The sequence below is a fragment of the Lentzea sp. NPDC036955 genome (assembly GCF_055608005.1).
In genome coordinates this window covers 180,782-192,576 of sequence record NZ_JBVJRC010000014.1, presented here as the reverse complement: position 1 = coordinate 192,576, position 11,795 = coordinate 180,782, and the positions used below count along the sequence as shown (strand labels likewise).

Sequence of the window (11,795 nt, the reverse complement as noted above, 5' to 3'; positions counted from 1 at the left end):
CTCTGTCCTCGCTTGGGACGGCGGTCGAGCTCCGTCTACACCGGAGGGACACTCGCAGTCGTTCAGACCTGGCCTCCGGAAAGGGTTTCCAGTGAGCGATGCAGTGGAGCGGGTGTCGGAGTGGCTCGGCCGGCCCGCGGACGAGGTCGACCGGCTGGTGCACCCGGTGGAGCTGGAACGGGTGCTCGGTGCGGTCCACGAGCTCAACAGCCGAGCCGCCGCCGGTGACCGGGAGATGTTCTACCGGCAGCAGCTCCTGCTGTCGCGGATCTACGGCATGCAGCTGCGGGTGGCGCCCGGTGAACCGTCTGCCGAGGGTTCCACCGCGGTGCACCGGGTGACGCGCTCGCTGGAGCGGGCGACCGCGGCGGCGGAGGACGCGCGGATCGAAGCGGGATCGCTCGACGACGCGCCCGCGGACCCCGCCGAGTTCGTGTCGTGGCTGAAGAAGCTGGCGCGGGGGCACACCGTCTTCAAGCACCCGTACTACACCGACTTCATCCGCGACCACGCCGACGCGGAGGCGATCCGCCGTTACATGATCCAGGAGTCGGTGATCGACGGGCGTTTCGACGACCTCCTCGCGCTGATGCAGGTGGGCACGAACGGTCCGGCCAAGATGGAGATCGCGCGGAACTTCTGGGACGAGATGGGCAACGGGAACCCGGCGGAGGTCCACACCCACCTGTTCAAGCAGATCTTCGAGGTCTTCGACATCACCGACGACGAGCTGGAGAGCGCCCTCACCGCCAACGCGCTGCTGTCCGGCAACCTCGCGGTCATGCTGTGCCGCTACCGCTCCAGCTACCCGGAGGCGGTCGGTTTCCTCGGCATGACCGAGTGGCTGGTCCCCGACCGCTTCGTCCAGGTGGTGCACGCCTGGGAGCGGCTCGGCCTGCCGGACGTGGGCATCGTCTACCACCGCCTGCACATCACCGTGGACGCCCAGCACGCCGCCGGCTGGTTCCACAACGTCATCAAACCCGCGGCCACGTCACCGGCCATGCGCAGGGGGATCGCCCGCGGCACGCTGTGGCGGCTGAACTCGTCGCAGCGCTACCTCGACGAGCGCATGTCCGAAGTGGACCTGTCCGCGAGGCTCACGACCGCCGGGTGAGCGGCCGTCCCGCATCTTCACGAGGAAGGGGTTCCCGGACGTGGCACTCAACGAAGCAGGCTTCAGCATCATCGACCTCCCGGCGGCGTCAACCGAGCTGCTGGCGAGCTACGACGACCTGCCGGTCGACGAGTACATGGGTCACGGCACGAGGTTCAAGCGGTTCTGCCAGTACCGGCTGTCCCAGGACCAGGACTCCGGTTGCTCGTTCGAGCTGCTGCCGCAGCGCGACTACACGACCTTCGTCAAGTTCAACCCGGTGGCGGGCGGTATCCGGCGCCGGTACGAGCCGGTCGAGGCCGACTTCACCGACCTGCTCCGCGCGGGCGTGCAGGGGTTCCCGCTCGACCTCTCCGAGGACTGGTCGATCAACCTGCACCAGAACCGGTCGCAGGCGACCAGCGCGGTGACCGCGCCGCTCACCCCGGAGGGCGTGCACCACGACGGCCACGACTACGTGATGATCGGCGTGCTCCGGCGGGCCAACGTCGGGGGCGCGCTGACCAGGCTGTGGAAGCCGGGTGCGGACGAACCCTTCTGGAGCGGCACCATCGAGGAGGGGCAGGCGGTCCTGCTCGACGACCGGGCCATCCAGCACGACGTCACGGACGTGGAGTCGATCGACGGCCGCCCGGCCAACAGGGACATCTTCATCGCGGCGTTCTCCCGGTGGAGCCGGAAGTGGTACGGCGACGAGCACGACGCGCAGGCGCTCGCCGACGCCCCGTCCGGTGCCGCGGCGGACTGACCGGCATGGTGGCGTTCACCAAGTACCACGCGATGGGCAACGACTACCTGCTCGTCGAGCCGCAGGACGGCGTGGCCGCGGGTCCGCTCGCCGCACGCGTCCTGTGCGACCGCCACTTCGGGGTCGGCGCTGACGGGGTGGTGTTCGGACCGTTGGGACGACCGGCCGCGGCGGGCGTGGTCGAGGTGCGCATCCACAACGCCGACGGTTCGGCGTGCGAGCGGAGTGCGAACGGGTTGCGCGCGTTCGCACTGGAACACGCGCGCCGGCACGGGACGCGGCAGCTGGTCGTGGACACGGGGTTCTGCACGTCCACGGTCTTCGTCGACGACGTGGACGCCGGGATCGTGTCGATCGAGCTCGGCCGCCCGGACTTCTCCGCGCAGGCGGTGCCCGTGCTGGGCTGCGCCGGTGAGGCCGTGGACGTGCCGATCGAGGTCGGCGGCGGCCGGTGGCAGGTCACCGCGCTGAACAACGGCAACCCGCACGCGGTGCTGGTCCTGTCCGCTGTGGACGATCAACTGGCCGACTCGGTCGGTCCCCTGCTGTCCGCGCACCCGCGGTTTCCCGGCAGGGTGAACGTCGAGTTCGCCGCAGTCTTCGGCCAGGACGTGCTCGGCGTGGTGGTGTGGGAACGGGGCGCCGGCCGCGTGCTGGCCTCCGGCAGCGGTGGCTGCGCGGCCGCCGCGGCCGCACGCCGCCTCGGCCTGGTCGGGGACCGGGTCGAGGTGGTCATGAGCGGCGGTGCCTTCACCGCGCGGTTCGACCGCCGGGGCTCCGTGCTCATGACCGGTGAGGTCGAGCACGTCGCCACGGGCCGGGTGGCAGCCGGCCTCACCTCGCGGCTGGAAGAACTGCAACCGTCCTGAGGGAGTGTCGTGCCACGCCAGAACCTGCCCATCACCAGCGCCACGAGCGAGGTCGCCGGAGCGTGCCCGCTCGACTGCCCCGACTGCTGCAGCTGGCTGGTCACCGTGGAGAACGGGGTGGCGACCGGGCTGCGCGGCAACCGGGAGCACCCGGTCACCAGGGGCACCCTGTGCGTCAAGGTGAACCGCTACCTGGAGCAGGCCTCGCACCGGGACCGGATCCTGCACCCGATGCGCCGGGTGGGGGCGAAGGGCGAGGGCCGGTTCGAGCGGATCGGGTGGGACGAGGCGCTGGACGAGATGGCCGACCGCCTCTCCCGCATCGTCGACGAGCACGGCGGTGAGGCGCTGTGGCCCTACCAGGGCACCGGTGCGCTCGGGTACCTGCAGGGGGTGCAGGGGCGAGCGGGCACCAGGTTGTGGAACGTGCTCGGCGCGTCCCACCACGACATGACGATCTGCTCGATCGCGGGCCTGACCGGGTTGACGTACGCGCTGGGCACCAGCAGGGGCATGGACCCGGAGGACTTCGCGCTCTCCAAGCTGACCCTGCTGTGGGGCACGAACACGTTGACGTCGGGGCACCACCTCTGGAGGTTCATCGAGGCGGGCCGCAAGAACGGTGGTCACGTCGTCGCCATCGACCCGATGCGCACGCGGACCGCGGCCGCCGCGGACGAGCACCTGGCGCCGATGCCCGGGACCGACGGCGCGCTCGCACTCGGCCTGATGCACGTCATCGTCGCGAGTGGCCGGGAGGACGACGACTTCCTGTCGCGGTACTGCTTCGGCTGGGAGGACTTCCGCGAACGCGTGCTGGCCTTCACGCCGGAACGCGCCGCGTCCATCACCGGTGTCCCCGCGGAGCAGATCCGGGACCTGGGTGAGCGGATCGCGCGCACCAGGCCCACCGCGATCCGCACCTCCCAGGGGGTTCAACGGCACGCCGGTGCGGGCGCGACGCTGCGGACGCTCGCCTGCATCCCCGCGGTCACGGGCGACTGGCACCGGCCCGGCGGTGGGCTGATGTTCTCCACCGACACCTACTTCGGCGGCAACCGCGAGGCGCTGTTCCGCGACGACCTGCGCCCGAAAGCGGTGCGCACGCTGTCGATGACGCGGCTCGCCGAGGGGCTGCTGGAGGCGAGCGACCCGCCGGTGATGGGGCTGGTCGTGTACGGCGCCAACCCGGTGGTCAGCACCAGCGACCAGAACCGGGTCCGCGCGGGTCTGTCCAGAAAGGACCTGTACACGGTGGTCGTCGAACACTTCCCGACCGACACCGTCGACTACGCCGACCTGGTCCTGCCCGCGACGATGCAGCACGAGCACACGGACCTGATGGACGCGTACGGCCACCTCTACCTCGCGTGGAACGAACGTGCCGTCGAGCCGCCGGGCGAATGCAGGTCGACCACGGACACCTTCCGCGACCTGGCCGCGCGGATGGGGTTGCACGAGCCCAGCCTCTACGACTCCGACGAACGGCTCGCCGAGCAGCTCCTCGACTCCGACCACCCCTCGCTGCACGGGATCACGCTCGACGGGCTGCGGGCCGGCGGGTGGGCCCGGCTCAACTACCCCAGCCCGCTCGCACCGTTCGAGCACGGGTTCCCCACCCCCTCGGGGAAGTTCGAGTTCGTCTCGGCCACGGCGGCCGCCGACGGCCTCGACCCGATGCCGGGCTACACCCCGCCGCTGGAGGTCGTGGACGACGAGATGGCCGCACGCCATCCGTTCGTGCTCATAGCGGGCGCGTCGCACTTCGCCATCAACACGATCTTCGGCAACAACGACGAACTGCGGAGGAGAGCGGGCTCGCCGACCGTGGTCGTGCACCCCGACGACGCCCTCGCGCACGGGCTCGCCACCGGCACCCGCGTGAGGGTGTTCAACAGCCGCGGTGAGTTCACCGCGGACGTGCTGGTCGACGCACGGGTCCGCCGCGGTGTCCTCAGCACCACCAAAGGCCATTGGCTCAAGCTCACCGGCGGCGCGACGGTCAACGCCACGGTGGACGAACGGGATGCGGACATGGGTGGTGGAGCGGTGTTCCACGACAACCGGGTCTCGGTCGAAGCCGTCGAGGTCCCGGCAGCGCAGATTCGAGGAGGAGCGTCGACATGAGCGCACACAACGGTGTCCAGCTGGCGAGCGGACCGCAGGGCGCCGAGCAGTTGGGCGCCCTGCTCGGGGTGGCCCTGCGCGGCATGGAGGCCGGCATCCTCGAACGCGGCGGCCCGCTGCCGGCGGGAGGGCCCGCCGTCGTCTCGGCCGCCCTCGCGGCAGCCGGCGGCGGAACGGGCCGCCTGCCCCTCGAGGGCATCGGCGAGGAACGCGCGCTGGAGGAGATGAGCAGGCTCCTCGGCCTGGGCTCCGCCGATCCCGCCCACCCGCACTGCGCGGCCCACCTGGTCTGCTCGTCGCTGGCGGTGTCCGTCGCCGCGGACGTCGTGGCGAGCGCGCTCAACCCGTCCATGGACGTGTGGGAGCTGGCGCCGATGGCCAGTGAGATCGAGCGGGACTTCACCGCGGGCATCGCCGGGCTCTGCTACCCGGCCGAGCCCTCCCCCGACGCCGTGGTGACCTCCGGCGGAACCGAGTCGAACCTCCTGGCGCTGCTCCTCGCGCGCACCCTGCTCGGTGCCGGCCTCCAGGTGGTGTGCGGCGCGAACGCCCACCACAGCGTGACGAGGGCGGCCTGGCTCCTCGGACTGCCCACCCCGGTCGTCGTCGCCTGCGAGGACGACCGGATGGTCCCGGCGGCACTGGAGGCCGCTCTGGAGCGGCTCGGCCCGGCCACCCTCGTCGTCGCCACGGCGGGCACCACCAACACCGGCCGGATCGACCCGCTCCACCAGATCGCCGGGATGTGCCGCCGGTTCGGGGTGCGCCTGCACGTGGACGCGGCCTACGGCGGGCTCGCGCTGTGCAGCGAGGAGTGGAGCCGGCACCTGCACGGCGTCGAGCTGGCGGACTCGGTGACGCTGGACATGCACAAGTTCGGCTGGCAGTCCATCGCGGCCGGTCTCCTCGCGACCCGCAACGCGGCGGACCTCGGTGCGCTGACGATCAGCGCCGACTACATCAACGCCTCCGACGACGTCGACGCCGGCCTGCCGGACCTGCTCGGCAGGTCGATCTGGACCTCGCGGCGCGCGGACGCGTTCCGGATGGCGGTCACGCTGATGGCGCTGGGCACCAACGGGCTCGGTCGCCTGGTCGAGCACTGCTGCGCGACCGCGCGGGAGGTCGCGGCGGAGATCGACTGCCGGTCCGACCTGAGGTTGTGGCAGAGCCCGTCCTTGTCCACCGTGCTCTTCCGGCCGACCGTCCTCGACGACCTGCCGATCGCCGCGGGGGACGCGCTCGTCGGCCGCGTCCGGCGTGAGCTGCTGGCCAGGGGGACCGCGATCGTGGGGCGGGCCGCACTTCCGGACGCGGTGGACGGTCAGCGGAAGCTGTGGCTCAAGCTCACCCTCCTGCACCCGAACGCCTCGGGCGCCGACTACCGCTCCCTGCTCGACCAGGTCGTCGCCGTCGCGGCGGAAGAAACAGGGCTGGTGGAGTCCCGGTGAGCCGCCCAGGGCGGTGTGCGCCGGCGGACGGACCTCCGAGCGCGCTCGGGCAGGAGGTCGTGGACGGGTCAGCGGGCCGACCGTGCCCGCTGTGACGATGCACCGCGCGGCGGTCCCCACCGGCCGCCCGGTTTTCACCTAGGAGTTCTGCCATGCAGATCGTGCTCGCGACAGAGTCGGACGCTCCGGCGCTCGGCGAACTCATCACGGAGTCGTTCCGCGACCTGGACCTCACCGGCTGGCTGGTGGACGACCTGGAGGACTGGTGGAAGATCGGTCCGCACTACCTCGAACGGGAGGTTCGGGACGCCATCGCCTGCGGTGTGGTCTACACCCTCCCGGACCTGTCCGCCGCCCTCGTCGCGTTCGACCACGCGGTCGAGCCAGAGCCGACGCCGGAACGGGAGAGCTGGCTCAGGGACCTCACCGGTCCGTACTTCGAACGGTTCGCCCGGTTCGAGGCGGCCTTCCTCTCCGCGCACCCGCACCAGTCCCACTACTACGGCGCCTACCTCGCCGTGCGCCCGACCGAGCAGAACAACGGTGCGGCCACCCTGCTGCTGAACCACCACCACCAGGTCCTGGACGAGCTGGGCCGCGACGCCTACGGCGAAGCGTCGAGCAAGCGGCTGGTGGGCTTCTTCGGTGCCCGCGACTACACGCCGCTCGGTCCGCCGGTCGTCCTCGACGGCCAGGAACTGCTCCAACCGATGTGGCGCACGGCCCGTCGCCCCGGCTGACCGGCTTCGGCGCCGGACCGGCCCACTCCGGTCCGGCGCGTCACTTCCGAGCGGTGCCGACCAGGAGCAGCGACCCGCTCGGATCGCTGAAGTCCACCACCTGGTCGTGCTCGCTCGCCTCCTCCGGATGCCAGTCGGGCGCCCAGGTGACGCCGGGCTCCAGGAGGGTGAAGTCCCCGAAGAGGGCGGTGACCTCCCGGCGGTCGCGGAAGATGGCCGGGCTGACCGAGTTCGCGTACATGCTCTTCAGCTCGCCCAGCATCGCGGCGCTGCGCGGTGAGACCTCCGTGTCGGTGACGTGGGACAGGGAGAGGTACGACCCCGGCACGAGCAGGTCGCGGTAGGTGGCGACGAGGCGGGGGCCGAGGTCCTCGGTGTCGCCGCTGCCCGGTGCGGGTGGTTGCTGGATGTGCAGCACCGCCATGAGGAGCACCGCCACCGGTTCCCGCAGGTCGATCACCCCGGTGTCCGAGATCCGCGACCAGACCCGGTCCGGGTCGCGCAGGTCCGCGTGGACGGCCGCGTGCCGGCTCGGGTCACCGTGCTCTTGGAGCAGCAGGTTCGCGTGGTCGACGGCCACCGGCTCGTGGTCGACGTAGGCGACCCGCACCTCACCCGGCGCGACCTGCTCGCCCACCTCGTGCACGTGCCCCATTGTGGGCACCCCGGACCCGATGTCGATGAACTGGCGGATGCCCAGCCGGACGAGGTGCCGCACCACCCTGCGCTGGAACATCCGGTTGGCGTACGCGACCGACCTGATCACCGGGTAGTCGCGCAGGACGCGTTCGGCGAACTGCCGGTCGACCTCCCAGTTGGTGGTCCCGCCGAGGTAGTAGTCGTAGATCCGGGCGACGCTCGGTCGCGTCAGGTCGACGCCCGGCAACGGGAAGGGCTCGTCGTTCGACTCGGGCACGTCAACTCCTCCGGGTACTGCGCGGACCTGACTCCACTGTGGACCGCAGCGGCTCGCTGCCGATTCCACACCGGTACGACTTCACGGCGCTGCAGGAGATTCTGGCACACCGGCGGTACCGGATGATCACCCGGAACAGGCTTTGTCCGTGTTGTCCGACGGGCAGGAGGTGGTTCATGAAGATCGAACGGCGCGAGTGGGTCCGGACGGTGGGCGAGGACGCCGCTCCCGCGCTGCTCACGTTGCTCGAAGCCGGGGGCGTTGCCTTCGACCCGGTGGAGGAGCAAGTCAACCCGGTCTACCGCGAGTACACCGACGAGTTGCCGGAGGAGGACTACCGCGAGGTCGTGGTGCCGAGCTCACCGATGTCGGCACGGTGCGCGTGAGCGAGCCGGGGAACGCGTCAGCGACGCGGCCGGGATCGGTGACCAACCCCGGCGTTCGTCACCCGCCTCGCCCGTGTCCGTCGAGGAGCCCCAGTCGCCGGGACGGAGACAGTCGTGATCGAAGTTCAGGGCTCAGGCCAGGCCACCGCCGCACACCAGGGCGTGGCGAACTCAGGTTCCATATGCGACGTTCATGTCGAGTGCCACTACAACTCCGCAGCAGAGTCGGCACCGTCCTGGCCGATGATGGTCGTCGGCAGAGGTATACCTGCCGCTCAGGTGTGCCGAACAGGCGGTTGGCTGTGCAGAACATCTTGCCCGCGGGTCAACCAGCCGCCGGAGTTCGTGACATGTCAGGACGGTCGTGCCGTTGCTCCAGCCGGATAGCCTGCCCCGCTGCAACGGCAACGCGGGAACAGTCAGTGTGATCGCGACGACCGCCGTTACCACGACCGCAGCCCAACCCACGTAGTTGCAGCGTTAGCGCTCTCACCACAAAGATTCGCGTCGCCGTGGCTGAACCGTGTCTGGGCTGCTTCTTCGCTCGTTCTCGCGCCATGGTCCCGGTACTGCCCGACGCTGGCCCATCGAGTGCGTGGTTGCCGACGATCTGTGCAGGTCAGTGCGCCGTTACCGAATGCTATTTATAGCTGATACATCACCCGTTCGGCTGCTATACCGCTTTGCTGTCACCGCAGGCCCAAGAGTTCCGAGGCAGCACCCGCCACCTCTTGTCATGTGGAATTACGGACCTGCCTAAACTTCGTAGCTTTGATCAAACCAAAATCGGGGTGTTCAGCGAGATGGACGACTTGGGCGACCGTCACACTCATAACGTGGTGGGCGGCGATGTGCATGGCCAGACGTTGATGGCCGGCACGATCAACGGCGACGTGCACATGAACCAGCGCCCGCAACAGGTGGTCGAATTGCCGCACCGGGCGGGAGCTTCTCCTGTGAGGGCGGGCTTCTTCCAGCCGCGCCAGGTGGAGCTGCCAGTGGAACCGGAGACACGGACGATCGTGTTGACCGGTCTTGGTGGCGTGGGCAAGACACAACTAGCGCTCGACCATGCCGAACGTGCGTGGGAGGCAGGGCAGGTGGACCTGCTCGTATGGGTTACCGCTGACTCCAGGGACGCGGTGGTGAGCGCTTACGCGTCTCTCGCCCGCGATCTCACCGGTATCGAGGACGTCGACCTCGAACGAGGCGCGGTCCGACTGTGGGAATGGCTGGCTCGCACGAGCGCGCGGTGGCTCGTCGTGCTGGACGACGTGATGCGTCCAACCGACTTGAATCGGCTCTGGCCTCCCAAATCGCCGAACGGACGCACGGTGGTCACCACCCGGCGAACCGATGCGGCGATTCGAGGCGATGGGCGCAAACTGATCAACATCGGAGTTTTCCACCCTGCGGAGTCGCTGTCCTATCTGGAAAGCGCGCTGGAAGACCACACGCACCTCCTGTCCGAAGCTGCGGAGTTGGGGCCTGATCTGGGGCACCTACCACTGGCGCTCGCGCAAGCGAGCGCATACATGGTCGACCTCAATCTTCCCTGTGATCGCTACCGCGCCCGGTTCGCGGACAGGCAACGGACACTCGCGACGCTGTTCCCCGATCGCGAACATCTGCCCGATGGGCACCAGCGAACCGTCGCAGCTACCTGGTCCTTGTCCGTCGAACTCGCCGACCAGCTGGTTCCTGCCGGACTTGCCAGGCCGTTGTTGATGGTGGCGAGTCTCCTCGATCCCAACGGCATTCCGCTCGACGTCTTCTCCACGCCGTCCGTGCTGGAGTGGTTGACACGGTCGGCAGGCCGCCGGGTGAGCGCTGAGGAAAGCCGTGACGGGTTGTGGTGCCTGCACAGGTTGAGCTTGATCAGCTCCGCCCGCAACCCGGATGACCAGGCCGTCCGGGTGCACAGACTGGTTCAGCGGGTCACCAGGGACACGATCACAACCGAACAGCTCGAAGAACTCACTCATGCCGGCGCAAAGGCGTTGGTGGAGGTGTGGCCGGAGGAGTTCAAAGACGCAGTGCTCGGGCAGTCGTTGAGGGCGAACACAGATGCACTCGCAGCGTCGACAGGAGAGTTGCTCTGGCGGTGCTCCTGCCGTGAGGTGCTGTTTCGAGCGGCAATCAGCCTGGGGCACAACGGTGGAGTGGTGGCTGCGCGTACAGCGTTCCTCAGCTTGACGGCGTCCGCCGAACGTCTCCTCGGGCAAGATGCCCCAGCCACCTTGCAAGCACGGAAGTACCTGGCGCGGTGGACCGGCGAGGCCGGGTATCCCACGCAGGCGGTCGAACAGATGGAAACCTTGTTGTCCGACGTCGTGCGTGCAAAGGGTGGAACAAGCCGGGCCGTCTTGGAGGCACGCAGCGATCTCGCACACTGGCGTGGACAGGCGGACGACCCACACGGCGCACTGTTCGATTTCGTGGCCATGGTGCCCGATTTCATCGCTGAACTGGGAGAGGACGACCTCCTCACGCTCACGGCAAGGGGCAACGCTGCCCGCTTCTACGGTGAGGCCGGCTATCCGTGTGCCGCGGTCTCCGCATATCGGGAACTGCTACCCGACCTGCGCCGGGTGCTGGGCGAGGACCACGCCGCGACGCTGACCGCTGCCCACAACTACGCGCACTGGCGAGGAATGGCCGGGGATCCGGTCGGAGCAGTAGCCGCCCTGCGAGCGGTCTTGGAAAACCGGGCGCGAGTGCTTGGAGATAATCATCCACACACCCTCTCGACGCGGGGAGTCATCGCACGATGGTTCTGGCGGACCGGAAACCCCGATGAGGCGGCGCAGCAACTTGAAGGAGTTGTCCTCGACCGCACTCGGGAATTCGGCGCCGAGCACCCCACCGTCGTGATCGATCTGGTCGACTTGGCCGTCATCTGGGCGCATGCCGGCAATCGAGCAAAGGCTCAAGCCGCACTGGACGCCGCACTCGCCGCAGACGAAAGCAGCCAGAGTTTGGACCTTGATCTCACGAGGTTCGTGCAACGGGAGATCTCGCAGTCCCAGCCGTTCCCTCGGACTCACACCACCGCAACGAGCCCCGCTCACAACAGGCCGTAGCGGCTTCCTGGGGTTGCGAGACCCGCGGGTTCATCGACGAGGCATCGCGGACCACATGCGGCACAAACGCTGCGCACAACCAGCGTGCTCACCATGCGGGAAGGTTCGCGAGCAGCTCGAGCGACTGCTAACTTCGAGCAGACCGCCGATCACTCGTCGAACATTGCGAGCCGATGAATGGCGCATGAATTCCTCGTCCAGCTGACCGACGACCTGGACGGCACCACCGCGGACGACATCGAGACCGTGCAGTTCGGCCTCGACGGCGTCACCTACTTGATCGATCTGAACGGCTACAACGCCGACACGCTGCGTGCGTTGCTGCGGGAGTACGTCACAAAGGCACGTCGAAAAAGTC

9 protein-coding genes and 1 pseudogene are annotated in these 11,795 nt (G+C 69.0%); 9 read left to right on the top strand and 1 reads right to left on the bottom strand.

Features of this window, described 5'->3' with window-relative positions; all coding sequences use genetic code 11:
* Positions 1-91 precede the first annotated feature (91 nt).
* The 6 genes from ACZ7CF_RS37835 (at position 92) to ACZ7CF_RS37810 (ending at position 7,052) form a co-directional block, all read left to right on the top strand.
* Entirely contained in the window at positions 92-1,117 is a 1,026-nt protein-coding gene (locus tag ACZ7CF_RS37835) for an iron-containing redox enzyme family protein (protein WP_470372080.1), read from the top strand.
* Positions 1,118-1,157: 40 nt separating this feature from the next.
* Entirely contained in the window at positions 1,158-1,865 is a 708-nt protein-coding gene (locus ACZ7CF_RS37830; RefSeq protein ID WP_360400007.1) for a 2OG-Fe dioxygenase family protein, read from the top strand.
* 5 nt (positions 1,866-1,870) lie between these two features.
* Positions 1,871-2,734 (top strand): diaminopimelate epimerase, encoded by an 864-nt coding sequence (gene dapF, locus ACZ7CF_RS37825; RefSeq protein WP_360400010.1) that lies wholly within the window; start codon positions 1,871-1,873, stop codon positions 2,732-2,734.
* Between the two features lie 9 nt (positions 2,735-2,743).
* Positions 2,744-4,861: a molybdopterin-containing oxidoreductase family protein gene (locus ACZ7CF_RS37820; RefSeq protein ID WP_470372079.1), complete on the top strand. Its 2,118-nt coding sequence runs from the start codon at positions 2,744-2,746 to the stop codon at positions 4,859-4,861.
* On the top strand, positions 4,858-6,312 hold the full coding sequence (locus tag ACZ7CF_RS37815) for a pyridoxal phosphate-dependent decarboxylase family protein (protein WP_470372078.1): 1,455 nt from the start codon (positions 4,858-4,860) through the stop codon (positions 6,310-6,312). Before ACZ7CF_RS37820 ends, ACZ7CF_RS37815 begins: the two co-directional genes overlap by 4 nt.
* 152 nt (positions 6,313-6,464) lie before the next feature.
* Positions 6,465-7,052: a hypothetical protein gene (locus tag ACZ7CF_RS37810; protein WP_360400019.1), complete on the top strand. Its 588-nt coding sequence runs from the start codon at positions 6,465-6,467 to the stop codon at positions 7,050-7,052.
* 40 nt (positions 7,053-7,092) lie between these two features.
* Here the strand turns inward: ACZ7CF_RS37810 and ACZ7CF_RS37805 are convergent, their stop codons facing one another.
* Positions 7,093-7,968 carry an SAM-dependent methyltransferase gene (locus tag ACZ7CF_RS37805; protein ID WP_360400022.1) on the bottom strand — a complete coding sequence of 292 codons (876 nt, stop codon included), beginning with the start codon at positions 7,966-7,968 and terminating at the stop codon, positions 7,093-7,095.
* A gap of 176 nt (positions 7,969-8,144) precedes the next feature.
* Between ACZ7CF_RS37805 and ACZ7CF_RS37800 the strand changes: the two genes are divergently transcribed.
* From ACZ7CF_RS37800 to ACZ7CF_RS37790, 3 genes and pseudogenes are all read left to right on the top strand, one after another.
* Positions 8,145-8,354: a hypothetical protein gene (locus ACZ7CF_RS37800; RefSeq protein ID WP_360400025.1), complete on the top strand. Its 210-nt coding sequence runs from the start codon at positions 8,145-8,147 to the stop codon at positions 8,352-8,354.
* A 791-nt stretch (positions 8,355-9,145) separates the two neighbouring features.
* Entirely contained in the window at positions 9,146-11,437 is a 2,292-nt protein-coding gene (locus ACZ7CF_RS37795; protein ID WP_470372077.1) for a tetratricopeptide repeat protein, read from the top strand.
* 177 nt (positions 11,438-11,614) lie between these two features.
* Positions 11,615-11,788 (top strand): annotated as a pseudogene (locus ACZ7CF_RS37790) (Lsr2 dimerization domain-containing protein); the annotation flags it as partial.
* Between the last annotated feature and the right edge of the window lie 7 nt (positions 11,789-11,795).

Coding starts and splice junctions, on each gene's coding strand:
- dapF (WP_360400010.1), top strand. CDS start 1,871: ATGGTGGCGTTCACCAAGTACCACGCGATGGGCAACGACTACCTGCTC.
- ACZ7CF_RS37815 (WP_470372078.1), top strand. CDS start 4,858: ATGAGCGCACACAACGGTGTCCAGCTGGCGAGCGGACCGCAGGGCGCC.
- ACZ7CF_RS37810 (WP_360400019.1), top strand. CDS start 6,465: ATGCAGATCGTGCTCGCGACAGAGTCGGACGCTCCGGCGCTCGGCGAA.
- ACZ7CF_RS37800 (WP_360400025.1), top strand. CDS start 8,145: ATGAAGATCGAACGGCGCGAGTGGGTCCGGACGGTGGGCGAGGACGCC.